This is a genomic window from Gemmatimonadaceae bacterium (assembly GCA_036273715.1).
In the GTDB taxonomy this organism is placed as follows: domain Bacteria; phylum Gemmatimonadota; class Gemmatimonadetes; order Gemmatimonadales; family Gemmatimonadaceae; genus JADGGM01.
Genome location: DASUHB010000033.1, coordinates 132,441 through 157,638 on the forward strand (window position 1 = coordinate 132,441; position 25,198 = coordinate 157,638).

General features: G+C 65.5%; 25 protein-coding genes and 1 tRNA gene. 11 read left to right on the forward strand and 15 right to left on the reverse strand.

What is annotated here, in order from left to right; genetic code table 11:
- Nucleotides 1–42 precede the first annotated feature (42 nt).
- The 6 genes from VFW04_07205 (at nucleotide 43) to VFW04_07230 (ending at nucleotide 4,434) form a co-directional block, all read left to right on the forward strand.
- Entirely contained in the window at nucleotides 43–882 is an 840-nt protein-coding gene (locus VFW04_07205) for a hypothetical protein (GenBank protein HEX5179100.1), read from the forward strand.
- A 33-nt stretch (nucleotides 883–915) separates the two neighbouring features.
- On the forward strand, nucleotides 916–1,467 hold the full coding sequence (locus VFW04_07210; protein ID HEX5179101.1) for a hypothetical protein: 552 nt from the start codon (nucleotides 916–918) through the stop codon (nucleotides 1,465–1,467).
- A complete protein-coding gene (locus VFW04_07215; GenBank protein HEX5179102.1) occupies nucleotides 1,449–1,868 on the forward strand; it encodes an energy transducer TonB in 420 nt (139 codons plus the stop codon). Before VFW04_07210 ends, VFW04_07215 begins: the two co-directional genes overlap by 19 nt.
- Entirely contained in the window at nucleotides 1,865–2,851 is a 987-nt protein-coding gene (locus tag VFW04_07220) for a hypothetical protein (GenBank protein ID HEX5179103.1), read from the forward strand. Before VFW04_07215 ends, VFW04_07220 begins: the two co-directional genes overlap by 4 nt.
- Nucleotides 2,848–3,765, forward strand: coding sequence for a hypothetical protein (locus tag VFW04_07225; protein ID HEX5179104.1), 918 nt, complete (start codon nucleotides 2,848–2,850; stop codon nucleotides 3,763–3,765). Before VFW04_07220 ends, VFW04_07225 begins: the two co-directional genes overlap by 4 nt.
- Nucleotides 3,766–4,011: 246 nt before the next feature.
- The gene (locus VFW04_07230; protein ID HEX5179105.1) at nucleotides 4,012–4,434 is read left to right on the forward strand and encodes a hypothetical protein; all 423 of its coding nucleotides are present in this window, start codon (nucleotides 4,012–4,014) and stop codon (nucleotides 4,432–4,434) included.
- Between the two features lie 79 nt (nucleotides 4,435–4,513).
- Here the strand turns inward: VFW04_07230 and VFW04_07235 are convergent, their stop codons facing one another.
- The 5 genes from VFW04_07235 to dnaK form a co-directional block, all read right to left on the reverse strand.
- On the reverse strand, nucleotides 4,514–4,714 hold the full coding sequence (locus VFW04_07235; GenBank protein HEX5179106.1) for an efflux RND transporter permease subunit: 201 nt from the start codon (nucleotides 4,712–4,714) through the stop codon (nucleotides 4,514–4,516).
- A 52-nt stretch (nucleotides 4,715–4,766) separates the two neighbouring features.
- The gene (locus VFW04_07240; protein ID HEX5179107.1) at nucleotides 4,767–5,099 is read right to left on the reverse strand and encodes a response regulator; all 333 of its coding nucleotides are present in this window, start codon (nucleotides 5,097–5,099) and stop codon (nucleotides 4,767–4,769) included.
- A gap of 53 nt (nucleotides 5,100–5,152) precedes the next feature.
- Nucleotides 5,153–5,234 (reverse strand) — tRNA-Leu (locus VFW04_07245).
- A gap of 151 nt (nucleotides 5,235–5,385) precedes the next feature.
- Nucleotides 5,386–6,960 (reverse strand): Do family serine endopeptidase, encoded by a 1,575-nt coding sequence (locus tag VFW04_07250; protein ID HEX5179108.1) that lies wholly within the window; start codon nucleotides 6,958–6,960, stop codon nucleotides 5,386–5,388.
- 233 nt (nucleotides 6,961–7,193) lie between these two features.
- Nucleotides 7,194–9,137, reverse strand: a complete 1,944-nt coding sequence (gene dnaK, locus VFW04_07255; GenBank protein ID HEX5179109.1) for a molecular chaperone DnaK — start codon at nucleotides 9,135–9,137, stop codon at nucleotides 7,194–7,196.
- Between the two features lie 204 nt (nucleotides 9,138–9,341).
- Between dnaK and VFW04_07260 the strand changes: the two genes are divergently transcribed.
- From VFW04_07260 to VFW04_07275, 4 genes are all read left to right on the forward strand, one after another.
- Complete coding sequence (locus VFW04_07260) at nucleotides 9,342–10,097, forward strand: rhomboid family intramembrane serine protease (protein ID HEX5179110.1); 756 nt, start codon at nucleotides 9,342–9,344, stop codon at nucleotides 10,095–10,097.
- Between the two features lie 108 nt (nucleotides 10,098–10,205).
- Complete coding sequence (gene deoC, locus VFW04_07265) at nucleotides 10,206–10,961, forward strand: deoxyribose-phosphate aldolase (protein HEX5179111.1); 756 nt, start codon at nucleotides 10,206–10,208, stop codon at nucleotides 10,959–10,961.
- A gap of 17 nt (nucleotides 10,962–10,978) precedes the next feature.
- Nucleotides 10,979–11,590 (forward strand): DUF47 family protein, encoded by a 612-nt coding sequence (locus VFW04_07270; GenBank protein HEX5179112.1) that lies wholly within the window; start codon nucleotides 10,979–10,981, stop codon nucleotides 11,588–11,590.
- 3 nt (nucleotides 11,591–11,593) lie between these two features.
- A complete protein-coding gene (locus tag VFW04_07275; GenBank protein ID HEX5179113.1) occupies nucleotides 11,594–12,637 on the forward strand; it encodes an anion permease in 1,044 nt (347 codons plus the stop codon).
- 94 nt (nucleotides 12,638–12,731) lie between these two features.
- Here the strand turns inward: VFW04_07275 and VFW04_07280 are convergent, their stop codons facing one another.
- Entirely contained in the window at nucleotides 12,732–13,118 is a 387-nt protein-coding gene (locus VFW04_07280) for a metalloregulator ArsR/SmtB family transcription factor (protein HEX5179114.1), read from the reverse strand.
- 185 nt (nucleotides 13,119–13,303) lie between these two features.
- On the opposite strand from VFW04_07280, the gene ppk1 reads away from it, so the two are divergent.
- Nucleotides 13,304–15,541: a polyphosphate kinase 1 gene (ppk1, locus tag VFW04_07285; GenBank protein HEX5179115.1), complete on the forward strand. Its 2,238-nt coding sequence runs from the start codon at nucleotides 13,304–13,306 to the stop codon at nucleotides 15,539–15,541.
- Here the strand turns inward: ppk1 and VFW04_07290 are convergent.
- The 9 genes from VFW04_07290 to pstS (VFW04_07330) form a co-directional block, all read right to left on the reverse strand.
- The gene (locus VFW04_07290) at nucleotides 15,455–16,933 is read right to left on the reverse strand and encodes a Ppx/GppA phosphatase family protein (protein ID HEX5179116.1); all 1,479 of its coding nucleotides are present in this window, start codon (nucleotides 16,931–16,933) and stop codon (nucleotides 15,455–15,457) included. The two genes, ppk1 and VFW04_07290, sit on opposite strands and share 87 nt — an antisense overlap.
- A gap of 126 nt (nucleotides 16,934–17,059) precedes the next feature.
- Nucleotides 17,060–17,794, reverse strand: a complete 735-nt coding sequence (phoU, locus tag VFW04_07295; protein HEX5179117.1) for a phosphate signaling complex protein PhoU — start codon at nucleotides 17,792–17,794, stop codon at nucleotides 17,060–17,062.
- Entirely contained in the window at nucleotides 17,791–18,627 is an 837-nt protein-coding gene (gene pstB, locus VFW04_07300) for a phosphate ABC transporter ATP-binding protein PstB (GenBank protein ID HEX5179118.1), read from the reverse strand. Before pstB (VFW04_07300) ends, phoU begins: the two co-directional genes overlap by 4 nt.
- A complete protein-coding gene (gene pstB, locus VFW04_07305) occupies nucleotides 18,624–19,451 on the reverse strand; it encodes a phosphate ABC transporter ATP-binding protein PstB (GenBank protein HEX5179119.1) in 828 nt (275 codons plus the stop codon). Before pstB (VFW04_07305) ends, pstB (VFW04_07300) begins: the two co-directional genes overlap by 4 nt.
- A gap of 1 nt (nucleotide 19,452) precedes the next feature.
- Nucleotides 19,453–20,319 carry a phosphate ABC transporter permease PstA gene (pstA, locus tag VFW04_07310; protein ID HEX5179120.1) on the reverse strand — a complete coding sequence of 289 codons (867 nt, stop codon included), beginning with the start codon at nucleotides 20,317–20,319 and terminating at the stop codon, nucleotides 19,453–19,455.
- 47 nt (nucleotides 20,320–20,366) lie between these two features.
- A complete protein-coding gene (pstC, locus tag VFW04_07315; protein ID HEX5179121.1) occupies nucleotides 20,367–21,362 on the reverse strand; it encodes a phosphate ABC transporter permease subunit PstC in 996 nt (331 codons plus the stop codon).
- Nucleotides 21,359–22,435, reverse strand: a complete 1,077-nt coding sequence (gene pstS, locus VFW04_07320) for a phosphate ABC transporter substrate-binding protein PstS (GenBank protein ID HEX5179122.1) — start codon at nucleotides 22,433–22,435, stop codon at nucleotides 21,359–21,361. Before pstS (VFW04_07320) ends, pstC begins: the two co-directional genes overlap by 4 nt.
- A 273-nt stretch (nucleotides 22,436–22,708) precedes the next feature.
- A complete protein-coding gene (locus VFW04_07325) occupies nucleotides 22,709–23,887 on the reverse strand; it encodes a hypothetical protein (protein HEX5179123.1) in 1,179 nt (392 codons plus the stop codon).
- A gap of 42 nt (nucleotides 23,888–23,929) precedes the next feature.
- On the reverse strand, nucleotides 23,930–24,976 hold the full coding sequence (pstS, locus tag VFW04_07330) for a phosphate ABC transporter substrate-binding protein PstS (GenBank protein ID HEX5179124.1): 1,047 nt from the start codon (nucleotides 24,974–24,976) through the stop codon (nucleotides 23,930–23,932).
- Nucleotides 24,977–25,198 lie beyond the last annotated feature (222 nt).

Genomic DNA, 25,198 nt, shown 5'->3' on the forward strand with positions numbered 1-25,198 from the left:
GCTCCGCGGACCGATCCTGCCACGGGCGGCCCGGCGGCTTCGGTGAGCGCGCCCGACTCGACCTGGCTGGTCCAGGATTCTGTGGCAAGGGCGTGTCTGGACACGCTGTCTGACGGAAGTCTGCGCCCGGTCACCGTGTACCAGGTCGCGGCCGCCTCGGATACAAGCCGCGTCGTGCTGGACCAGGTCGCGCTCATGTCCGAGCGCATCGGCGAGCGCGTGCGTGCTACGTTAGGCGGCGACTCGAGTGCTGTGCCGAACGCCGACACGCTGGTGGCGTGGCGCCGCCTCGCCGGGAGTGTGCCGGTCAGAATGGTCGTGCACCGAGAAGCGGCCACAACCTGGACCACCGACAGCGGCGCCGACGCGGCCAAAGCCAAGCTTGCGACGCTCTACTCCACCGTGCTGCGGACCATCCCGAACGATGCACTAGGCATCGTCTGGCCGGACCGCCTGACGTCGGACTCGATAGTCGTCTCGTTTACGCTCACCAGCAGCCTGTCGTCGACACCACCGCTTACGCGGCCGGGCTATCCAATGGTGACGGTGTTCCGGACCACCGGTGTCGGATTCACGCCTGCCATTGCGCGGCGGACCAACCCGGTGCCGGAGTACCCGATGGACGCGATGCAGCGGCGGATCGGCGCGGACGTGATGGTGAGCGTGGTCGTTAGGCCCAACGGCCGTGCTGACGCGCAGGGGAGGACGGTCGTCATCTCATCGCCCGATCCGATCGACATCGGAACGCGCGGCCATTTTGAGCGCGAGTTCAGCTCGGTCGTCGAAGGTGTCGTGCGGAATATGCAATTCGAGCCGGCCCGCGTCGGTGGCTGCGTTGTGCCGCAGCAAGCGGACTTCCCCTTCACGTTCCGCCGTGGGTAAGGCCGACCGCGCCGGTGTTCACTTGGGTCCTCCATGCGTGTTGAGCAGTTCGGTCAACCGTCCGTGAGCCCGTCCCGGCGCCCGTTAGGCGTCGCCGCGCTGATGTTGCTGCTGGCCGTGCCGGTCGCAGCCTCCGCGCAAGCCGCATCGAGCGGCGTGATGGCCGACGACCGGGCCGGCCGCGCCTGCCTGGACACGTTGTCGGACGCCAACCTGACTCGCGTGACGGTGTCGCAGCGTGCGATCCTCATGGAAACCAATCCGGCGGTGCTGGCGCAGGCGGCGCTGATCTCGCAGCGCATCGCGGCGACGGCGCGCGCTGCGTTAGGCGGCGTCGGCGATTCGCTGCCCGCCGCCAACGCGCTCGGCGTCTGGCGGCAAGCGATCGAGCACCTCCCGTTGGTCATCGCGCTGCACCGGGACGGACCGTTTTCGTGGCATCGCGACCGCGGCGATGGATCGGCCACGGCCAAACTGGTTGCGTTCTACGAGCGCGTCCTGCGCTCGATTCCCGCCGACTGCTCTGGATCGTCTGGCCTGACGGCTACGCGCCCGACTCGGTCGCCATGCGCCTCGACGTTCTGAGCGACGATCCATTCGAGAATGCGCCGTCGATGCGCGCCACGCTGTTCCCCGTCTTCACAGCCGACGGTTTGGCTCGCACCTCGGCGGCGGTCGATGTGCGCGTCGATCCGGCGTATCCCCAGGACGCGATCGCTGACTCGATCACCGGCCGCGTATCGATGCAGGTCGTCATCGGCACCGATGGCAAAGCCGACTCGAGCACGATACACATTGTCGAGCCATCGCCAGCGCAATTGGCGACATCGCCTATGGCGCACTTCTACCGCGAATTCATCGATGCATCACGGGCCGTCGTGACGCGCGAGACCTTTCGCCCGGCCAGGATCGCGGGATGCGTCATCCGGCAAGTCGTGAACCTGAGCTTCGACTATCTGCCGCGAAAGAAGCCGGCGGCGCAATGACCGAGCATCGCATTCACCGGGCGTCAACGGAGACGGCCGTCGACCGGCTCCCGTGGACGCCCGTGCGCAGACAACGTTGGGCATGGGTGTTGGTCGCCGCGCTCGGACTGCCGGCGGCGAGCGCGCGACCGCAGTCTCCAGCCGCGCCCGCTTCGCCGGCGCGGGCCGTCGACGCAACGGCGTCGTGCCGACTCCCTCTCGAGAGTTGGGTCGGTGCGTTCGATCTCGTCGGTCAATCGCTCACCGCCGCCGACACCGCCAGCGTGGTGACCGGCGAGCTGCCGCGGCTCAACCGCCGCATCGCCGAGGCGGCGCGCGAGGCGTTAGGCGGCTCCGAAGCGGCGGTGCCGCGCGCCGACACGTTAGGCGGGCTCGACGGCGAGGTCGCGGTGCCGCTGCTGATCGTGCTGCATCGCGACGCACCGGCCACCTGGCACATCGCGCCGTCGGCCGACAGCGCCGGCGCGCGTATCGCCAAATTCTACAACGTGGTGCTCGGCGGCATGGCGCCTAACGACCAACGGATGCCGTGGCCGACGACCGCCCGCAGCGATTCGGCAGTGGTCCGGGTGTGGTTGAGCACCCAGCACTTCGGCCAACTCGATCTCGAACGGCCCGCGCCCAATGCTGTCCTGATCTTCAAGGCGCTGCATCCGATGGACCCGAACGGGCCGCCCGTGGTGGCGCATGGCGGATCGTTCCTGCCGTCATCGCACGTCATGGACGCGGGGATTGCGTGGCGGGTGGTGATGGAAGGGACCATTGATCCCGATGGCAAGCTCGAAAAGCACACCATCCAGGACATCCGGTCGTTGGCGACGGCCTCTGACTCGGCGCACTTCAAGGACTATTACAAGCAGGTGGTCGACGCCGCGCGCGACGCGATGCTGCACAGCATCTATGAACCCGCGCACCGCGGCGGGTGCGCCGTCGAACAGGTCATCCGTCAGTCGTTCTTCGTGAATTCCACCGGCAAACGATGACACGCCGAACGAGCGGTGCTGCAAGGGGCCGATGGGTCGCCGCGGCGGCGATTCTTGCATCGATTGCCTGTCCCGCTGCCGCCGCGTCGCAAGTCGCGGCGTTGGACATGAGCACGCTGGCGCACAACGCGTGCGCGGACACGGTGACGCCGCAGCGATTTGTCACGACGACGATTTTTCAGTCGGCGGTCTCGGCCGACACGCTGTCTGCGCTCACGGCGCAGCTCGACCTGATCTCGCAGCAGGTTGCCGAACGTGCGCGCGCAGCGTTGGGCGCCGCGCCGAACATGGTCCCCGAGGACGATACGCTGGCCAACTGGCGTCACCTCAGCGGCACCCTGCCGCTCGAGGTCGTGTTCTACCGCGACAGACCGTCCGTCTGGCGTGTGGACAGCGCCGCTGACACGTCGAGAGCGAGGCTCCTCGCGGTATACAGTGACGTGCTGCGCCAGATGTCACCCAACGACCTGTGGGTCGTGTGGCCGCCCGGCTTTGCGTCGGACTCGGTCGTGCTCCGCTTTGCGTTAGGACCTAACGGTCCGCCCCGGGCGACGCATCAGCCGCGGTTTGCCGTTTTCTCCCTGCCCATGGGCGCCGTTGCACAGTCGCACGCGCTGCCGAACCACGTCGCGCACCCCCAGTACCCGTACGACGCCGAGTTCCGCCGGGTGATCGCAACGCTGACAATGGATTTTGTGATCGATACGACGGGCCACCCGGATTCTACGACGCTCAAGGATGAAACACCGCCGCCCAAGGTGTTCGACTTCCCGCGGGCCGAGATGTATTACCGCGAATTCGTCGCCGCCGCGCGCAAGGCGATCCTCGCCAGCACCTTTCACCCGGCTCGCTACGGCGGTTGCGCGGTGCGCGAGCTCGTGCGGGCGCCGTACGCGTTTCGCTTTCGCCCATGAGGTGTAGGACAGTGAGATGCTTCCTCGTGACGTTAGTCGCGGTCCTCACTCAGTTGGTCGTTCCGTCACCGGCCCGTGCGCAGACGGCCGCCGTGCGTCCGGCGTGCCGACACCCGGTCACTGCCGCCGACGCCACCTATGACTTCGTCATGCAATCGCTCACGCCGGCCGACTCGGTGAAGGGAGCCGCAGGCGAGGTGTCGCTTCTCGACCAACGCATCGCCCACGCGATGCGCGGGTCGATCGGTGCTGCAGCTGAGTCTTCACGCCATTACACGAGGCCGGCCCGATTTCTTCCAGGTGACGAATACCTCGATGTTGGTGTTTGCGGCGCGGCACCCGGCCGACGCGGAGGCGCCGCCTATCTTCGAGCAAGAGGGTCGCTTCATTCCATCGTACAAAGTCATGGAGAGGGGCGTGGCGTGGCGGGTGGCGATGCAGGCGACGATCGACGATGAGGGTCGCGTGGAGAAGAGCACCGTGCACGACATCCGTGCGATGGCTTCGACGTCCGATTCGTCGCACTTCGAGGACTATTCCAGCAAGATCGTCGACGCGGCGCGTCAGGCGATGCTGGACAGCCGATTCGTTCCGGCGCATCGCGACGGTTGTAACGTCGAGCAGATCGTTCGGCAGGCGTATTACGTGAACCCGGCCGGCTATCGATGACCGCCTGAAAGTGGAAGGACGCGCCTATGCGGGTGAGGACCTGCGACCCGATTACTCAGACGTGAATCGGGGTGCGCGATCAGAGGGGTTCCGGAGCGGACACATCGCCGAATCGACCGAACTTGAGCGCGAGCGTCGGCAGCACGAAGAGACTGAGGGCCGTCGATGTCACCAGACCGCCCAGGATCACGACGGCGAGCGGCCCTTCTATCTCCCGCCCCGGATCGCCGCTGCCGATGGCGAGCGGCAGAAGCCCCAATCCAGTTGCCAGCGCCGTCATGGGTGTCAGATCGACTCGGCGCCCTGAGCGCTCGACGTGCCGCGTGCGGGGGTCACAGACGAGATCGCCGATTCGGAAGACGTCGGGTGCGCGCGCCGCCTGCGTCGAGGCCGCGCACACGGTCATCAACTGCATTCCTGGCGGTCAAGAAGAGAATCGGAGTTGTACATCCAGCGCGGCGGAGCTCTCCGGCGACCGAGAACCCGTCTCGCCCAGGGAGCATCACGTCGCAGACGACGAGATCGTACGCCGATCGTCGCGCCGCATCGAGACCCGAATCGCCGTCGAGCGCGGCGTCGACGACGTATCCCGCTTCCGCCAGTCCCTGGCGAAGGTACGCCGCGGCTTTGCGTTCATCCTCGATTACCAAGATCTTAATCGGCACGCCCGTTTCTCATGCCGCGGGTGATTCTGCCTAACGCCTGTGGATTCCGCGGATGCGAAGGGGGGGACTCGAACCCCCACGGATTGCTCCACTGGATCCTAAATCCAGCGCGTCTACCAGTTCCGCCACCCTCGCGACTTCGTCAGAACCTAACGGGCTCCAAATCACCGTGCCACCGCGCCCGTGGCCGTCTCCAGCCGTGTCCGTCGTGTCCGGTCTTGTCCGCCTTACAAGAACGGCCCGGTTGCACCGCAACCGGGCCGCTCCCTGCCTCGTCGCGGGTTGCCTACTGGCCAACCTGCAGATTCACCACCCGCGTCCCCTTGGCCTGCGGATTGTACACCAGCAAGCTGATGGCGTCGCCATCCTTCATCTTCGACAACACGTCGTTCAAATCGGCCACCGATGTCACCGCACGCTCCGGCCGCGGATACAGAATGCGCGTGATGACGTCCGCGTCGGGCTGCAACTGCTGATACGCGACGCTTCCCGCCTTCACGTCCGTCACCGCCAACCCGTGCTGCGATGCCGGCAAGCCGACCCGCGTCGCTTCTTCCTGACTCAACGGCTGCACCGCAATCCCCAACTTGTCGTAACTCGCGCCGCCGTTGTCGGGCGTCGACCCGCTGTCGGTGCTCGCCACTTGTTGATCGTTAGGCGCCTGCGCCAGCTTCACCTTGAAGTCCATCCGCTTGCCGTACCGCATGACCGTGACGTCGACGGTCTGCCCCGGCTCGTGCGTCCGGATGATCCGCTGGAGCGTCGCCACGTGATCGATCGGCTGGCCATCGACGGCCACGATCACGTCGCCGTGCTCGATGCCGGCGTCAGCCGCCGGGCTCGGACCATCGGGCGTCTTGCCGCCGACGAGCGCGCCATGGATGTCCTTGAGTCCTGCCACTTGCGCCGTCGTCGGGCTCACCTCGGTGATCGACACGCCGAGCACGGCTTGTCGGACGTGGCCGTACTTGATGATGTCATCCATCACGCTCTTGGCGAGCGTGATCGGAATCGCGAATCCATAGCCCGAGTAGTAGCCGGTCTGGCTCGCGATCGCGCTGTTGATGCCGATCACGTTCCCGTTGATGTCGACTAACGGACCGCCCGAGTTGCCCGGGTTGATCGCCGCATCGGTCTGGATGTAGTCGACCACGGCGTACTGCGACGCATAGAGATTGCGCAAGTTTCCGCTGCGGCCCTTGGCGCTGATGATGCCGGCCGTCACCGTGAAGTCGAGCGACAGCGGATTGCCGATCGCCAGCACCCATTGCCCCACCTGCGCCTTGCTGTCGTCGCCTAACGTCACCGTCGGCAGGTTCGTCGCGGCGATCTTGATCACCGCCACGTCCGTCGTCGGATCGCGGCCGACCACCTTCGCCGGATACACGTGGCCGTCGAACAGCTTCACCTTGAGCTTGTCGGCGTCCGCAACGACGTGGTTGTTCGTGAGAATGTATCCGTCAGGCGACACGATGAAGCCGGAGCCGAGCCCTTCCTCGGGCCGTGACTGCTGGGGGCCGAACTGCCGGAAGAAATCTTCCATGCCCGGCGGCAACTGCCCCTGCGGGATCCGCTGCACCCGCGCTTCACGCTCCGTGGTGATGGACACCACGGCCGGCCGCACGTGATCGACAATCGAGACGAATCCGTTGCTCAGATCCGCAACGGGCGCCATCGCCGCAGTATTCACCGTTGCCGATGTCAACCGTGCCGGCGTCGATTTCTGTTGTTGTGCAAAGCCGAACGGTGTCAGGTTGAGCCCGCCGGCCAGTATGAGACCGCCCGCAAAGGCGATGATGGCGACGATGGCAACGATGCCAAACGCGCCCAGCCGCGGACGGCGAGAATCATGAGGCGTCATACGTTGGTTCCGCTGTTTGAGCTATGAGAACGATACACCATGGCGTGGTTGCAAGTTTCACGCGCTCGCCACGTTGCTGTGCGCGACACTTCGGTCGAGTACCCACTCGCCCTCGCATCGCGTTGGTCACAAGAATCCATCCAGAAGTTGCCGGCCTGTCAAGCACAACGAGCGCCGGGCAGTGCCCGACGCTCGTTGGTTCGTCCATCAGATTCCACACCCTCGGGCCTCCCCTACTTCTTGTCTTCCTCGACGATCTCGTAGTCGGCCTCAACTACGTCTTCCTTGCGGTCGGTCCCCTTCGGATTGTCGGCGGCGCTTTCCTGCGCGGCGTGACTGGTTGCAGTCTCACCTTGCGCCTGCTGTCCCTGTGCATACAACGATTGGCCCGCCTCGCTGTAAGCACGCGTCAGTTCCTCGTGCGCCGACTTGATCTCGTTCATGTCCTCGCCACGCAGCGCCTTGCGCGCGCGCTCCACCGCGCCCTCGAGCTTGGACTTGAGGTCCGCCGACAGACGGTCCGACCACTCCTTGGAATTCTTTTCGACTTCGTAGGCCAGACTGTCGAGACGGTTGCGCGTGTCGATTTCGTCGCGCCGCTGCTTGTCCTCGCTCGCATGCGACTCGGCGTCCTTCACCATACGCTGGATCTCGCTCTCCGAGAGCCCGCTGGACGCTTCGATGCGGATCTTCTGCTCCTTCCCCGTGGCCTTGTCCTTCGCGGTCACGTGCAGGATGCCGTTGGCATCGATGTCGAACGTCACCTCGACCTGCGGCATGCCGCGCGGTGCCGGCGGAATACCGGTGAGCTGGAATTTGCCGATCGTTTTGTTGTAGACCGCAAGCTCGCGCTCGCCCTGCAGCACGTGGATCTCCACCTGCGTCTGGTTGTCCTCGGCGGTCGAGAACGTTTCCGACTTCTTGGTCGGAATCGTCGTGTTGCGCGGAATGAGCACGGTGGTCACGCCGCCCAACGTCTCGATGCCTAACGACAGCGGGGTGACGTCGAGCAGCAGCACGTCTTTCTGCTCGCCCGTGAGCACCGCGCCCTGAATCGCCGCGCCGATCGCCACGACCTCGTCCGGATTCACACCCTTGTGCGGATCCTTCTTGAAGAAATCCTTGACGATCTGCTGCACCTTGGGCATGCGCGTCGAGCCGCCGACCAGGATCACCTCGTCGATCTCTTCCGGCTTGAGCCCCGCATCCTTGAGCGCCTGCTGCATCGGCGGAATCGTGCGCTGTACCAGATCGTCGCACAGCTGCTCGAGCTTGGCGCGCGTCAGCGAGTAGTTGAGATGCTTGGGCCCCGATTGATCCGCCGTGATGAACGGCAAATTGATATCGGTCTGCTGCGTCGACGACAATTCCATCTTCGCCTTCTCGGCGGCTTCCTTGAGCCGCTGCAGCGCCATCGGGTCCTTCGACAGATCGATGCCCTGATCGCGCTTGAATTCCGCGACGAGCCAGTCGATCACACGCTGGTCGAAGTCGTCGCCGCCCAGGTGCGTGTCGCCGTTCGTCGACTTCACCTCGAACTGACGCGAACCTTCCACGTCGTACAGCTCGAGGACCGAGATGTCGTACGTGCCGCCGCCCAGATCGAACACAGCAACCTTCTCATCCTTCTTCTTGTCGAGACCGTACGCCAGCGCAGCCGCCGTCGGCTCATTGATGATGCGCAGCACGTCGAGACCCGCGATGCGGCCGGCATCTTTGGTAGCCTGGCGCTGCGAGTCGTTGAAGTACGCCGGCACCGTGATCACCGCCTTCTCGACCTTGTGCCCCAAGTAGTCCTCGGCGGTCTGCTTCATCTTTTGCAGGATCATCGCGGAGATCTCGGGCGGCGTATAGCGCTTCCCCTGAATCTCTACCACCGCCAGCTCGTTCTGTCCGCCGATCACCTTGTACGGGACGCGTTTGATCTCCTCGGTTATCTCGGACATCTTGCGTCCCATGAACCGCTTGATGGAGAAAACCGTGTTCTGCGGATTGGTTACTGCCTGACGCTTGGCCACCTGGCCGACCAAACGCTCTCCGTCCTTCGTAAACCCGACCACAGACGGAGTGACACGTCCGCCCTCGGCGTTCGGGATGACCACAGGATCGCCGCCTTCCATCACGGCGACAACCGAGTTCGTTGTTCCCAGGTCGATACCGATTACTTTTTCGGCCATAGTTTCCTCGATGTACGTTGATGCGCGCGTCGCCACGACAGAGTGGCGCCCGAATTCTTATGTCCGCAGTCCGGCCCAAGGTTCTCGCAAACTTGAGGCCCGATAATCGCGCCACATTGACAGCATATTCGTGGCGTCATGCGCGAGACTGGCAGAAGAGAATATCAGGTTTCCCGAGCGGTTGCCTCGAACGGAGATGAGTGAATGATCCCACTCGGTGATGACCTGCCACGCCTCTCGCGGCCGCGCATGACGTACATGATCCTGGCGGCGACCTGGGCCGTTTGGCTGCTCGTCGAGAAAGGCGGACTGGACCCGTACGCCCTCGCCAAGAGTATCTGCGACTACGGGATGGTTCCGGGCGAGCTCACGCACAAAGCCGCGCTCGGTACAGCGGTGCCGATCGGACCTGGAATGGTCTGCGCCGTCGACAATTCGCCGATCAACATCCTAACTCCGCTCCTGTCGATCTTCTTGCACGGCGGTTGGGAGCACATCCTCGGCAACTCGCTGTTCTTCTGGGTGTTCGGTCGAAGCGTCGAGGACAGCATGGGCTCCGGCCGATTCCTCGTGTTCTATCTCGTCTGCGGGCTTGCGGCAGCTGCTCTGTACATCGCTACCAGCCCAGCCTCGCCAGTGCCCACGGTCGGCGCATCGGGCGCCATCTCGGGAATCATGGGAGCGTATCTGCTCCTCTACCCGAAAGCGCGCGTGAACATGTTCTTCTTCATCTTCGTGCTGCCGATTCGTGCCTGGTTGGTGCTGCTGTACTGGTTCGGCCTCCAGGTGCTCGAAGGCCTGCCGCAACTCGGCCAGCAGATGAACCCGCAGGTCTCAGGCGGCGTGGCGGTGTGGGCGCACGTCGGTGGGTTCCTCACAGGATTGCTCCTCGTGTCGCTCTTCGCCGACCCGCAACTGGTCCGACGACATCGCACCGTGTTCGGCGGCTATTACGGCTGATCGCCGAAGTGGTTCCGGCGGCATGTCGGTACGTGTAACTTCTGCTGTGCCTTGCCGCGGTCCGCGCCGTCGGGGCCCGGGTCATCCGCTTCTCATCGAACATCGGTCGTGCGAGCCCCAACCGTAGCGCGCATCGCGGCACTCATCGACCATACGCTCCTCAAGGCCGAAGCGACGCGTAGCGACATCGAGGCCTTGTGCGATGAAGCAAGCGAGCACGACTTCGCCGCCGTGTGCGTCAATCCGGTGTGGGTGCGCCTCTGCAGAGCATCGCTCGGGAGCCACCGCACCAAGGTAGCAACGGTCATCGCCTTTCCGTTGGGCGCGTCCGAATCGGACACCAAAGTCGGCGAAGCAGAGCTCGCCGAGAAGCAAGGGGCCCACGAGCTCGACATGGTGGCGGCGATCGGACACATCAAGTCCGGCGATTGGACACACGTCTCGCGGGACATCGCCGCGGTGGTCTCTGCCGCGGCGGGACGGACAGTCAAGGTGATCATCGAGACAGCCGTGCTCACCGACGCGGAGATCACGAGAGCGAGCACCATCGCACGCGACGCCGGCGCCGCGTTCGTCAAAACGAGCACCGGATTCCACCCGGCCGGCGGCGCGACGGCGCACGCCGTGTCGACCATTCGCGGCGCCGTCGGCGACGACATCGGTGTCAAAGCGTCAGGCGGCATTCGCGACTGCGATGCCGCGCTGCGCATGCTGGCGGCTGGCGCCTCCCGCATCGGCACGTCGAGCGGCGTGAACATCGTGCAGTGTCTCGATGCCGACCCGACGCCGTTCGCTGAGCTCATCCGGCACCCCGAGCGACACGCCGGATGCACCACCTCGCGCCCACCCCGCGCGTTCGCCTAACAGGAGCGACTGGTCCCGTGCGTCTCATTCCGAGAGACACCGCGTTCTTCTCGATGTTCGCGCAGCTGTCCAAGCGCCTGACGGCGGCCGCACGCTTGCTGGCCGGCCTATTCGCCGATCCATCGCGTCTCGATCACTTCACCTCGGCGATCAAGCTGGTGGAGCACGAGGCCGATACGATCACGCACGACATCATCGCGCGCATCGACCAGACGTTCGTGACACCATTCGACCGCGAAGACATCCACCTGCTCGCGTCGCGCCTGGACAACGTCGTGGATCTGGTCGATGGGACAGCGCGGCGCGCGGCGATGTTCCACGTGACAGACGTGCACGAAGCAGCAAAGAAGATCTGCGCGGTGCTCATTCAGGCGACCGACGCGATCGAAGCCGCCGTGGCTCACATGAAGGACGTCCGCTTCATTGTCGACAAAGGCCGCGAGATCAAGATGCGCGAAGAAGAAGGCGACGCGCTCTATCACGAGGCCGTCGGCGAGTTGTTCCGCGGCACCCCCGACCCACTCGAAGTGATCAAGTGGAAGGAACTGTACGACACGCTCGAGCGCGCGCTCGACCAGTGCGAGGACGTGGCCAACGTTCTCGAGAGCATCGCTCTCAAACACGCCTGATCGGTGGTCACGTACGTCGTCGCGATCATCGTGATCGCGTTCCTGTTCGACTTCAGCAACGGCTTCCACGACTCGGCGAATTCCATCGCCACCGTCGTCGGTACGCGGGTCCTCAAGCCGCTGCCCGCGGTTCTCTGGGCCGCGTTCTTCAACTTCCTCGCCGCATTCACCGTCGGAACGGCAGTCGCGCGGACGATGGGCCAAGGCATGATCCATGTCTCCATCGTCGATCCGAACGTCATCCTCGGCGCACTGCTCGGCGCCATCGCGTGGAACATCATCACCTGGTATTTCGGGCTGCCATCCAGCTCGTCCCACGCGCTCATCGGCGGCTACGGAGGAGCGGCCGTCGCGAAAGCGGGTTTCTCGGCCATCATTCCGGCCGGGTGGACCAAGACACTGGTATTCATCGTCCTGTCGCCCATCATCGGCATGATCCTGGGCTTCGTCCTCATGGTCGCGGTGTACTGGATTTTCAAACGCACACCGCCTGGACGGGTCGATCGCATTTTTCGGGTCGCCCAGCTCGCCAGCTCCGGCTTCTTCTCGCTCTCACATGGAGCGAATGACGCGCAGAAGACGATGGGTATTATCGTCGGGCTGCTCGTTTCGACACAGGGTTACTTCGCGCACCAACCAGGATTGCTCGGACACTTGTACCTCACCCGGGGCGATGTCATTCCGCACTGGGTCGAGATCGCCGCCTACACCGCCATCGCCCTCGGCACTGCGTTAGGCGGATGGCGCATCGTGCACACCATGGGCTCCCGGATCACGCGGCTGAGACCCGTGGGCGGCTTCTGCGCAGAGACCGGAGGCGCGCTCAGCATCTTGCTGGCAACGAAGTTCGGAATCCCGGTGAGCACCACGCATACCATCACCGGATCCATCGTCGGTGTCGGCGCCACACAGCGCCTTTCTGCTGTGCGGTGGGGCGTCGCGGGCCGAATCGTTTGGGGATGGATTCTCACGATCCCCGCGGCCGCGGCGATGTCCGCAATATTCTGGCTATTGTTGAGTCGGGTGATCATTACCGCCGCGGCCTAGTGAACCGCGTCTGAGTCTAGAGTAGCGTCTGCTTCTGGTACTTGCGCGTCGTCATGAGCCGACGAGCGGAGACCTGTGTCCAATCACTGTGGCGTTAGGCAGTCGGGTTCTCGCTGACTCGGGCGACCTCGTCCGGTTCGCCGTCGGCCAGATGGCGCAACTGCTCGAAAGCGTGATGCCAGAAGCGATCGTATTTCCGGAGCCAGGGCGCGAGTGCCGCATTCATTGCTGCGGCGTCGAGCGCATAGATCTGCTGACGCCCGTCACGGCTGGCCTGCACCAGTCCAGCGGAGCGAAGCCCCATCAAGTGCTTGGAAATGCCTGACGGGACCAGATCGGGAAACTCAACCGACAGTCCGGTCACGTTGAGCGGACCCCGTTCGGCGAGAAGATCGAGGATGCGCCGGCGGGTGGGATCGGCCAGCATCCGAAACAGAGTGTCGGTCGCGTCCTCCGTCTGACGGTCAGCTTTCGCTCGCATTCACCCGCCCAGCGAGCTCGTGCGGATAACCTGAGGCATGGCCGTCATTATATTACTACTTAGTAATGTGTCAAGCGGCACGCCTTGAGCTTCGTTGTAATCCCGTGACCAAACCATGATCTTTCTCGAGGTGGCGGCCAACATAGTGAAACCCTCCCACCTCGCCGTCGCCACCCACGCGGACCATGCCTGAACTCGTCTTATCGCCTTCGCTGTTCATCAATCGTGAGCTCAGCTGGCTGGATTTCAACCAGCGGGTGCTTCACGAGGCATTCGACGAGCGCAATCCGCTGCTCGAGCGGCTCAAGTTCCTGGCGATTTTCAGCACCAACCTGGACGAGTTCTACATGGTGCGTGTCGCTGGCCTGCGCCGGCAGGTGGCGGCGAACGTGACCGCAACCGGCGCCGACGGCATGTCGCCGCAGGAGCAGCTCGATGCGATTCGCACGCGCGTCGACGAACAGCTGATGATGAGCCAGCGTTGTTTGCACGACGAGCTGCTGCCGGCGCTGATGCAGCGAGGGGTGGGATTCCTCAGCATGAAAGATCTCGATCGCGACGAGCGCGCGTCGCTCGATGCGCGATTCGACGCCACGATCTTTCCGGTGCTCACGCCTCTCGCCGTCGATCCCGGGCATCCCTTCCCATACATCTCGAATCTGTCGTTGTCGCTGGCGGTGGAGGTGCGCGACCCGCAGACCGGTGTCGAGCACTTCGCCCGCGTGAAGGTTCCGCGAAGTCTCCCGCGTTGGGTGCCGACGCGAAAGCCCAACTGGTTCGTGCCGCTCGAGCGGGTGATAGGTGCGCACCTGGACAAGCTTTTCCCTGGGATGGAGGTGCGGAACTGGAACGTCTTCCGGATCACGCGCAATTCGGACATCGAGCTCGCGCCGTACGAGGAAGCGGAAGACCTGCTCGCATCCATCGAGGAGCAGGTTTTTCGGCGTCGGTTCGGCGAAGTGATCCGGCTCGAGGTGGAAGAGGGCACGCCCGAGGAAGTGCGCGCACTGCTGCTGGAGGAGCTGCGCGAGGATCGCCTTCCGCCGAGTGCGTCGCTCACCGAGCGCGACGTGTATGAGGTGGGGCGCCTGCTCGAGTTGGGCCAGCTCATGGATCTGGCCACCCTCGACATTCCCGACCTTCGCGATCCCCCGTTAGTCCCGGTGACGCCGCGGCCGTTCCGCGAATCGAACGGCGCCGTATTCGACGCGTTCCGCCAACACAGCGTGCTCGTGCACCATCCGTTCGAGAGCTTCGCCACCACCGTGGAGCACTTTCTCGAGCGCGCGGCCGAAGATCCGGAGGTGCTGGCGATCAAGATGACCTTGTACCGCATGTCGGGCGACACGCCGATCGTGCGCGCCTTGATCGACGCGGCCGAGCGCGGCAAGCAGGTGGCGGTGCTGGTGGAGCTCAAGGCGCGGTTCGACGAGGCGAACAACATCGAGTGGGCGCGACAGCTCGAGAACGCGGGCGTCCACGTGGCATACGGCCTCGTGGGACTCAAGACGCACGCGAAAATCGCGTTAGTCGTTAGGCGGGAAGCGGACGGCATTCGCCGCTACGTGCACGTCGGCACCGGCAACTACAACTCCCGCACGGCTCGCGTGTACACCGACCTCGGGTTCTTCACCACCGATCCGCGCATCGGCGCTGACATGACCGATCTGTTCAACGTCCTCACCGGATTCTCGCGCCAGAAGACGTTCCGGTCGCTGATCGTCGCGCCGTACGGGCTCCGCGAGCGGTTCCTCGAATTGATCGCGCGCGAGTCAGAGCACGCGCGGGCCGGGCGTCCGGCGCGCATCGTCGCGAAGATGAACGCGATCACGGACGCGGAGGTCATCGCCGCGTTGTATCGTGCGTCGCGTGCCGGCGTGGACATCGACTTGATCGTCCGGGGGATTTGCTGCCTGCGGCCCGGGCTTCCCGATGTCAGCGAACGCATCCGCGTGATCAGCATCGTCGGCCGGTTCCTCGAGCATTCGCGGGTGTGGCACTTCCTGAACGGTGGCGCCGAGGAGTTCTATATCGGCTCGGCCGACTGGATGCCCCGAAATTTCGACGGTCGTGTGGAAGCTATCGTGCCCATCGAAGATCCCGCGCTCCACACGTCTCTGCGGACGCTGCTCGCGACGCTGCTTGCCGACAACCGCCAAGCATGGGATCTGGACGCGGACGGCAAGTATCGTCAGCGGCGTCCCGCGCCTGGCGAGCCGGAACGCGGATCGCACCGCTTGTTCTTGATCGATCCGTGGGGCGCGGCGGCGCCCGCGCAATCGACGCCCGCCCCGGCAGTCGAAGCCGTGTCGCCTAACGACGACACGTCCGACGATTCAGGCGCCGACGATCTGGACGGGCACGCCCGTCACCCGTTCAAGAAGCGCCCGCTTCCGCGTCGCGCCCCACAATTCGAGTCGTAGCGGCTGTCCCGCCGTGCGCGGGACGGCGGTAATGCGGATGCCCGCGCGCGACCAACGTACCTTCACGCGGTCGACGGCACCGGTGTGTCCACGATCCAATCCATCGGCCACGCGCAGGACGGCCGCGAGTCGCCTCACCTGTCGGCGGAGCGAACGATCGAGCGCGGCGAGCGTCTCGTGCGACCGGCGCGGCGTCGCGCCGCGGTGATATCGCGCCACGTTGGCGATCACGAGCTGCTCGGCCGGTGACAAGCCAAGCAGCTCCGCATGCGCGATGAGGTAAAACGAGTGCTTGTGGTGCTTGTCGTAGCTGATGTAGTAACCGATGTCGTGCAGACGCGCGGCCGCGGCCAGGACGTCGCGCTCGCCGTGTTCGCAGCCCAGTCGCTCACGCAGCGCATCGAACAGCTGTAGCGCCAGACGCTGAACCTGCACGGCGTGGCGATCTTCCACGTCGCAGGCTTCGGCGAGTCGCTCGATCGATCGCTGGCGTGCATCGCCCGGACTCGCGGCGTGTGGTTTCACGCGTGCCGTCTCGAGCAGCAGCCCTTCGCGAATGCCGTACGCCGAGACGACGATGCTCGGCGCGTCGAGGCGCGCGAGCACTTCGGCGATCACGGCCAGACCCGCGACGATGATGTCGGCGCGACCCGCGTTGAGCCCCGGGACGGCGAGGCGTTCGGCGAGCGTCATGTCCTGGAGCGCGTCGAGGATGTGTTCGAGCTCAATGCGGGTGACGCGCGTGCCGTGCACCGTGCGCGCGGGGTGCAGGCCCTGCCGGGCCAGGGCCATGCCGGCGAGGTTGGTGAACGTGCCGCCGGAGCCCACGATGCGCGCGTTGCGCCACTCGCGCGCCGGCAGGTGCGAGCGGAGCTCGGCGCGAACATCGCGGCGGAGCGCCTTGACGGCGCGACGGCTCGAGCCCCGGTCGAAATATTCTTCCGTTAGGCGCAGGGCGCCGAACGGCAGCGAGACCAGACGGTCGACGAGGCCGGCGGCGCAGAGCACGAGCTCGAGCGAGCCGCCGCCGATGTCCGTCACCACCGTGCGGCCGCTGCCGAGGTCGAAGTGCGCGAGGGCGCTGCGATAGCTGAGGAGCGCCTCCGCGCGTCCATCGAGGACGCGCACGGGCAGGTGCGCGCCGCGCTGCACCATGTCGACGAATTCGCGCGCGTTGGATGCTTCGCGCACCGCGCTCGTGGCAACGGCCACGATGCGGTTGGCGCTGCGCTGCCGCGCGAGCGTGGCCATGCGGGAGATGGCCTCGCTGGCGCGCTCCATGGCGTGCGGCGCGAGCTGCCGCGATTCTCCAACGCCGGCGCCTAACCGCGGCGCCGCTTTCATTTCATCGACCACCCGGATATGGCCGCCGGGCGTCACGTCCGCGATCAACTGGCGGATGGAGTTGGACCCGATGTCGATGGCCGCGACGCGCTCGCTCCGCCCGTTAGGCGAACGCGGCGCGGCGCGGCGCGAGCGCGAACGGCCGGCGGCCGGCCGGCTCGTCAGAATTCCCCCTCAGGCGACCGACGGTGCGCCGAGCGCACCGCCGTTCACCGAACGCTCTTCGAGATGGTGCTTGATCGATTTGCCCTCGGCCAGGTACACCGCGTCTTCGGCGATGTTGGTCGCCAGATCCGCCACCCGCTCCAAGTTGCGACTCACCAGAAACAACTCCAATGCGGCCGAGATGGTCGTCGGATCCTCGAGCATGTGGGTGAGCAAGATGCGGAACACCGAATCGTGCAGCGCATCGACGTGATCGTCCCGCTTGCACACATCGCGCCCCAGCGCGCCGTCGGACCGGACGAATGCGTCCAGCGCATCGCTCAACATGGCGCGCGCGCGACGGGCCATGTCCTCGATTTCCGGGTCCGGCGTAATGATCGACCGCATGTCCGAAAGACGCAAGGCCGACTGCGCGATGTTCACGGCGTGATCGCCCACGCGCTCGAGATCGTTCGAGATCTTGATCGCGCCAATGATGAAACGGAGGTCGCGTGCCATCGGTTGCTGGAGCGCGAGCAGCGAGATGGCGAGTTGTTCGATCTCGATCTCGAGCGCATCGAGCTCGCGATCGCCGCTGAGCACGACGTCGGCCTTTCCGATGTCGCGGCGGAGCAGCGCGTCGACGGCGGCGTCGACCAGCGCTTCGGCGCGCTCCGACATGTCGAGCAGCCGTTGTTTGAGCAGGTCGAGCTGCTCGTGGAAATGGCGGAACCCCGTCGTGCTCTCGAGTGGTGAGGGACTCATCCGAATCTCCCGGTGATATACGCCTCGGTGCGCGGCTGGCGAGGCGTGGTGAAGATCTGGTCGGTCGGCCCTGCTTCCACGAGCTCGCCGAGATAGAAGAATGCAGTCGTGTCGGAGACGCGCGCTGCTTGCTGCATGTTGTGCGTCACGATCACAATAGTCAGCTGCCGCTTGAGCTCGTACAGCAGCTCTTCGACGTGCTGCGTCGCAATCGGGTCGAGCGCCGAGGCAGGTTCGTCGAGCAGCAAGACTTCGGGATCGTTGGCCAGCGCGCGCGCGATGCAGAGGCGCTGCTGCTGGCCGCCCGACAATCCGAGCGCGCTCGAGTGGAGGCGATCCCGTACTTCGTCCCATAGGGCGGCGCGTCTGAGTGAGCTCTCGACCAACTCGTCGAGCTCGCTGCGGCGCGCGAGACCGTTGATGCGCGGACCGAACGCCACATTGTCGTAGATCGACTTGGGAAACGGATTCCAGCGTTGGAACACCATCCCCACGCGTTGCCTGAGGGTGACGATGTCGGTCTCGGCGCTGTGGATGTCTGTGCCGTCGAGCAGGATCTCGCCCTCGTGACGCGCGCCGGGGATGAGTGCGTTGAGACGGTTGATCGATCGGAGCAGCGTCGATTTCCCGCATCCCGAGGGGCCGATGAACGCGATGATCGTGCGCGGCCCGATCCGGAGCGAGATAGTGGTCAGCGCGCGCTTGGCGCCGTAGTAGAACGAGAAGTCGCGAATGTCGATCAGCCCGGTCAGGCCGGCGGCGGGCGCGGGCGCAGCAGAGGGCGCACGCTCTGGCGCCGGCGTTAGGCGCGGCGCCGCGATGGTGTGGCTCATCCAAACCGTCCCGTGATGTAGGCCTCGGTGCGCGGATCCGACGGCGACGTGAACAGCGTGCGGGTGGGCGCCATCTCGACCACGTCGCCGGCCAGAAAGAATGCGGTGCGATCCGAAATGCGGGCGGCTTGTTGCATGTTGTGCGTCACGATGATGATCGTGACTTCGCCGCGCAGCTCGCGCACCAGTTGCTCGACGCGCTGCGTGCTGGCCGGATCGAGCGACGCCGTCGGCTCGTCGAGCAACAAGACGCGCGGACTCGTTGCGAGCGCCCGGGCGATGCAGAGCCGTTGCTGTTGGCCGCCGGACAAGGCGAGCGCGCTCGCACCCAGGCGATCCTTGACTTCGTCCCACAGCGCCGCGCGTGTGAGTGCGCGCTCGACGATGGCATCTCGTTCGCGGCGCGAGACTCGCGCATCCATCACCCGGAGTCCCGCGGCGACGTTGTCGCGGATGGACATGGTGGGGAAGGGCGTCGGGCGCTGGAACACCATGCCGATGTGCATGCGCACGGCGATCGCGTTGACGCCCCGGTCGTAGATGTCGCGTCCATCGAGCAGCACGCGGCCGGAGACGCGTCCGTTAGGCATCGTCTCGTGCATGCGGTTGAGGCAGCGCAGAAACGTCGATTTGCCGCAGCCCGATGGGCCGATGATCGCCGTCACGCCGCCCTCGAGCACCGGCAGCGTGATGCCGTGCACGGCGTGAATCGGGCCGAACCACGCATCCAGCGACTGAGCGACGAGGCGCGTGCGCTCCGGCGCGGCCGCCGGGGCGTCGCTCGCGGGTCGCGCATCCGCCAAGCCGGCGATCTGGCGTCTCACGTCAATCGCCGCTTCCGGTGTCGAAGCGTGCCCGGGTGGCAACGCGGGCGATGAGACTGATGACGAGGATGAGCGCGATGAGGACCAGGGCGCCCGCCCAGGCGAGCCGGTGCCAGTCGTCGTAGGGGCTGATCGCATAGTTGAAGATCTGGAGGGGTAGCGCCGCGATCGGCTGCGTGACCGATGTGGACCAGAACTGATTGCCGAACGCCGTGAAGAGCAGCGGCGCGGTTTCGCCGGCAACGCGGGCCAGGGCAACGAGCACACCGGTCACGATGCCGGCGCTCGCGGTGCGCAGGACGATGGTGACGCCGGTGCGCCAGTGCGCGTAGCCCAACGCGAGCGCGGCTTCGCGCAGCGATGGTGGAACGGTGCGCACCATCTCTTCGGTGGTCCGCGCGATCATCGGGATCATCATTGCGCCTAACGCCACGCCGCCGGACAACGCCGAGAAGTGGCCCACCGGCCGCACGAGGAATTGCCAGGCGAAGATCCCCATCACGATCGACGGGAGCCCGTTGAGCACATCGGACAGGAATCGCACGCCGTTGGCGAGCCACATCCCGCGATGCTCGGCGAGATACAGCCCCGCGCCCACGCCAACCGGGAGGCCGCACGCCAACGCGAGTCCGATGACGATGAGCGTACCGGCGATCGCATTTGCCATCCCGCCGCCCGCTTCGCCCACGGGCTCGGGCATGTGCGTGAAGAACGCCGGATTCAGCGACGAGGCGCCCTTGGCGACGAGATGAACCAGGATGAAGAGGAGCGGCAGCACGGTGACCACCGCCGCAGTCGCGAGCACGGCGAGCATGATCGCGTTCACCGCGCGCCGCCGCGCGAGTCTGCCGCGTGCGCGGGCGCTCACGGCCCGCTGCCGCGCGCTCGGCCGTTGGGTGTGAATTAGGCCGGCGGTCACAGCGGTTTCGAGGCGGCGCCGCCGCCGACACGCCACACCAGCCACCGGGCGACTGCGTTGACGATGATCGTGATCACGAGCAGCGTGAAGCCGACGGCCATCAGCGCTGACAGGTGTGCGTCGCTGCTCGCCTCGCTGAACTCGTTGGCGATGAGCGACGCCATCGTGTACCCGGGCGCGAGGAGCGACGCCGAGATCTGCTGGCGGTTGCCGATGAGCATCGTCACGGCCATGGTCTCGCCTAACGCTCTACCCAGCCCGAGGATGATCCCGCCGATGATGCCGGACCTGGCATAGGGCACGACGGCGCGCCAGATGGTCTCCCATCGCGTCGCGCCTAACGCCAGCGCCGCTTCGCGCTGCGCGCGGGGCACCGCGAGCAGCACCTCGCGCGACACCGAGGCGATGTACGGCAGCACCATGATCGCCAGGATGAGCCCGGCCGCCAGCATGCTCGGTCCGTACGCCGGGCCGCTGAAGAACGGTGTCTTCCCCAGGCCGAGCGTGTCGCGCAGGAACGGCATGACGGGATCGCGGAGCAGCGGCAACAGGACGAAGATGCCCCAGAGGCCGTACACGACGCTCGGGATCGCCGCCAGCAGATCGACGAGAAAGCCGACCGGCTGCCGCATCCACCGCGGAGCCAACTCCGACAGGAACACCGACACCCCCACGGCGAGCGGCGTCGCAATGACTAACGCAATGGCGGACGAGACGAGCGTGCCGCAGATCGCCGGCGCCGCCCCGAAGCGCTCTTTGACCGGATCCCAGTCGCTCGACGTGAGGAACGAGAGACCGAAGTGCCGGAACGTAGGCCAGCCCGCCACCGCGATTTCCCAGCCGACCAGCGCCACCAGCAACGGCACGCACACCGCGGAGAACGTGATCGTTCCTCGGTACACGCGATCACCCACCTGACGGCCGTGGATTCGGACCACCGTACCCGGTCCCTCGGCCATCAGCACCGCTGGCGACATCGGGGCGGCGCTCATGTGCCGCCGCCTATGGAGTCGACGCGCGCATCGAGCCGCTTCCGCATCGCATCCGGAAGCGGTGCATAGTCGAGCGACGACGCGCTGCCTTCCCCGGAGTGCAGATACCAGTGCAGGAAATCTTTCAGTTTTTTTGCCTTCGTCGCGTCCCGCTGCGTGCGGTACACGAGCAGCCACGTGAACGACGCGATCGGATACGCGCCCGCACCCGGCGCATTGACGATGGAGATGCGGTAGTCGGTGTTGTTAGGCAGGTGTTCTTGGACGCCCGCCGCGGCGGCGGTGGCCGACTCCATCGACGGCGCCACGAACGCGCCGGAGACGTTCTCGATCCGAGCCGTCGGCAGATGGTTCTGCTCGGCGTAGGCGAGCTCGACGTAGGCGATGGCGCCCGGTGTCTGCTTCACCTGGCCCGCCACGCCTTCGTTTCCCTTTGCACCGATGCCAACCGGCCAGGACAGCTCTTTGCCTTTGCCCGGCGCGCGCGCCCACTCCGGACTAACGGCCGACAGATAATCGGAGAAGATGTACGTCGTACCGCTGGCCTCGGCGCGGTGGACGACCAGCACGTCGGTGGCCGGCAGCGCGATGCCGGGATTCGCTGCTCTGATCCGGCTGTCGTTCCATGTGGTGATATGCCCGAAAAACATGTCGGCGAGGATGTCGGCGGTGAGGCGGATCGGCGTCGCCATCGACGGCAGGTTGTACGTCACCGCAACCGCGCCGATCACCGTCGGAAAGTGCATCACGGGCGATTTGGCCCTGGCCAGCTCGTCGCCCGACATTGGCGCGTCGGATGCGCCGAAATCGACCGTCCCTTCGCTCAGCTGGCGGATACCGCCGCCCGAGCCGATCGATTGGTAGTTGATCCGGACGCCGGTCTCGTGCGCGTAGTCGGAGAACCACTTGCTGTAAATCGGATAGGGGAAGGTTGCACCGGCGCCGGTGAGATCGACGGCGCCGGCCGTTGCGTTAGGCGCGTTGTCCGAGGCGGCGCGGCTTGGCGACCCGCCGCCGCACGCGCACAGCGCCATGGCGACGAACGGAATTGTGCCTGTCCTGCGGAGGGTCACGATGTCAGCGCTCCTGGAAACCGGTGCCGGGTGAAGTGCACGAGAGAAAGCTGCGCGGCGCCCTCGCGCGGTTCAGCACACGGGCTGTAACGACATCGTCACGGACGCGTCGAGCGCGCTCCGCATCGCGCGTCTGGAGGGCACACACGAACCGGCCGCTGCGCCGACCAGCAGGAACTCGACGTTCCCGCGCTGAGGCCCCGCAGCGGCCCGTCTCGTGATTCCGGATCACGTACGGGCGCCTAACGGCGGCGCGCGTGTCGCTCCGACGAGCTAGAACAGCACCTGCCAGTGGATGAACCACAGCTCCGTCGGATTCCCGGACAGGCCGCCCTTCGGCGTGGTCTTCTGGTAGTCGAGCGAGAACGAAGTCTTGGGCGTCGTGTCCCAGAAAATGCCGCCGACCCAGAACTCCTGATATCCGCTCGCCGCCGTGCTGGGCGTGAAATGGTCATAGCGGGCCAGAATGCCGATCGACGGAACCGGGCCGTGATGGCTGCCCCACTCCAAGGGCCGGAGCACGGCGAAGCCATCGTACAACCGGCCGGTGGTCGTGGTCACGATCTGATCCAGCGCGTCGGGGCTCCCGGCATCCGAATCATCCTTCTTCTCCGCCCATTCCCCGCCTAACTGAGCCCGCCGGTCCTTGATGCCGACGAACACGCCGTAGCGGTTCTTTGCCAGGCCGCTCGAGATCGGATTCGTCGGGTCGTTCACGAACGAGCTCGCGTTGTTCCCGAAGTAGCCCCAGGGAGAGATCGTCAGCGTCTGGAAGTAGCTGTGTGACTGGCCGAACGGCGTGAGCGACACGCGCAGGGCGAAGTCCTTGAAGCTGTTCGCCTCGGGCGCCTGATAGCCTGCGCCGTTGGTGATCGTGCCGTAGACTTCGCCTAACTTGTGCGGCAGCGTCAGCTGCGTCGCCGCGCCGAGGTCCGCCGAGGAGAAAAAGCTCAGCCGGTCGAGCGACGTCTTCGAGACCCAGCGGGGCCAGAAGCCTTCCTCGTGGTCGATCACGACGGTGTGCAGCATGCCGAATCGCGCCAGCGCCGAGAATCCGTTCGAGTCGGGCAGCGCGTACTCCCACTGCAGATAGCCGTATTTGAGCCGCACGAACCAGCCCTGGTACGCGTTCGGATCGCCCTGGCCCTGTTGGATGTCCGTCGTGATGCGAACGCTCATCCGCTTCCCGGCTGGCATCTTGAAGGTGAGGTACGCCCGTTCGATGTCGAACTTGTTGGCGTGGCTGCCGCCGTTGGCCTTCTGCGACGCATCATCGGTTTCGACCTGGTAGTTGCCGAAGAGCCACCCCGAGAAATCGAGCGCCGGCGTCTTCGGCTTCGTGGCGGCGGTGTCGGCCTTCGTGGAATCCTTCGCATACTGTTGGGCGCGTGCGTGAGGCACAGCGAGGAGCATCGCCGCGGCCGCGGCGAGCAACGGGCGGAACGTGGGCATGGATTGTCGTCGACAGTGAAGGTGCGGGGATCGAAGTGAGTGCTACTTGGACGCGACGTTGACCTCGTTCAGCCGCTTGTCGAGCATGGCCACCATCGACGGCGGCAGCGGCGAATTGTCGAGCGACGGCGCTTCCCGTTCGCCGTCGTGAATTGCCCAACGGAGGAAGTCGACCAGCTGTTTACCCTTCTTTGGGTCGACCGGGCGCTTGTACAGCAGCACCCACGTGAACGAGGAAATCGGATAGGCGGCGCGCCCGGGCGCGTTCACGATCGAGATCCGGAAATCGGTGTTGGGCGGAAGCTTCGCCGCAGCGCCCGCGGCGGCTTCCGTCACCCCCTCGATGGTCGGCGCAACCCACTGGCCGGCGGCGTTCCTGATCAGCGCCGTCGGCAGATGATTCTCTTTCGCATACGACAGCTCGACGTATCCGATCGCGCCCGGCGTCTGTTTCACCTGGCCGGTGACGCCCTCGCTGCCCTTGCCGCCTAACCCAACCGGCCAGTTGATCGACTGCGCCCTGCCCGGGCCGCTCGCCCACGCCGGATTCACGGCCGACAGATAGTCGGTGAAGATGTACGACGTGCCGCTGCCGTCGGAACGGTGCACAACTACGATGTCCGAGCCGGGCAGCTTCACGCCTGGATTGAGCGAGGTGATCGACGCGTCGTTCCACTTCGTGACCTCGCCGAGATAGATGTCGCCGAGCACGTGGCCGGTTAGGCGCAAGGGCTGTTGGATGTCGGGCAGGTTGTACGTGATCGCCACCGCGCCCAGCACCGTCGGAATGTGCAGGATCGGGCCGCCCTTGGCCTTCGACATCTGCTCATCGGTCATCGGCCCATCCGATGCGCCGAAGTCGACGGTTTCATCGGACAGCTGGCGAATGCCGCCACTCGACCCGATCGACTGATAATTGATTTTCACTCCGGTCTTCTCGGCGTAGATCGACGCCCATCTCGAGTAGATCGGATAAGCGAAGCTGCTGCCGGCCCCGGTCAGGTCGGCGCCCTGCGCGATGGCGGTCGCAGCGGCGATCGAAACGGCAGTGAGGCCCAGGGCTGCGGCACGCGTGAACCTGTCAGTCACGAAACACTCCTCTCGAGTTGTTGGGTGGAACGGTGCGTCCGCGGCGTAACGCAACGATCGTGACCGTGTCACGGTCGGGTCACGGCGTGCTCGCTCGCGTGCGTCGCGCACGTGGCAGAGGGAATGCTCGGGACTGGATTGTGCCGCGCCGCTGCGCGCTCAGCATCCATTCACTCCGATTTCGGCTCGTGAATGCAGGCGGGGTACGAATCACCCTCGCGA

What these genes read in the sequence shown, in the direction of transcription:
- VFW04_07280 (HEX5179114.1), bottom strand. Translation starts at nt 13,118, where the DNA reads ATGCGAGCGAAAGCTGACCGTCAGACGGAGGACGCGACCGACACTCTG.
- VFW04_07220 (HEX5179103.1), top strand. Translation starts at nt 1,865, where the DNA reads ATGACCGAGCATCGCATTCACCGGGCGTCAACGGAGACGGCCGTCGAC.
- pstB (HEX5179118.1), bottom strand. Translation starts at nt 18,627, where the DNA reads ATGAGCCACACCATCGCGGCGCCGCGCCTAACGCCGGCGCCAGAGCGT.
- VFW04_07215 (HEX5179102.1), top strand. Translation starts at nt 1,449, where the DNA reads ATGCGCCTCGACGTTCTGAGCGACGATCCATTCGAGAATGCGCCGTCG.
- pstC (HEX5179121.1), bottom strand. Translation starts at nt 21,362, where the DNA reads ATGAGCGCCGCCCCGATGTCGCCAGCGGTGCTGATGGCCGAGGGACCG.
- VFW04_07325 (HEX5179123.1), bottom strand. Translation starts at nt 23,887, where the DNA reads ATGCCCACGTTCCGCCCGTTGCTCGCCGCGGCCGCGGCGATGCTCCTC.
- VFW04_07235 (HEX5179106.1), bottom strand. Translation starts at nt 4,714, where the DNA reads ATGACGGCGCTGGCAACTGGATTGGGGCTTCTGCCGCTCGCCATCGGC.
- VFW04_07260 (HEX5179110.1), top strand. Translation starts at nt 9,342, where the DNA reads ATGATCCCACTCGGTGATGACCTGCCACGCCTCTCGCGGCCGCGCATG.
- phoU (HEX5179117.1), bottom strand. Translation starts at nt 17,794, where the DNA reads ATGAGTCCCTCACCACTCGAGAGCACGACGGGGTTCCGCCATTTCCAC.
- dnaK (HEX5179109.1), bottom strand. Translation starts at nt 9,137, where the DNA reads ATGGCCGAAAAAGTAATCGGTATCGACCTGGGAACAACGAACTCGGTT.
- VFW04_07250 (HEX5179108.1), bottom strand. Translation starts at nt 6,960, where the DNA reads ATGACGCCTCATGATTCTCGCCGTCCGCGGCTGGGCGCGTTTGGCATC.
- ppk1 (HEX5179115.1), top strand. Translation starts at nt 13,304, where the DNA reads ATGCCTGAACTCGTCTTATCGCCTTCGCTGTTCATCAATCGTGAGCTC.
- VFW04_07210 (HEX5179101.1), top strand. Translation starts at nt 916, where the DNA reads ATGCGTGTTGAGCAGTTCGGTCAACCGTCCGTGAGCCCGTCCCGGCGC.
- VFW04_07225 (HEX5179104.1), top strand. Translation starts at nt 2,848, where the DNA reads ATGACACGCCGAACGAGCGGTGCTGCAAGGGGCCGATGGGTCGCCGCG.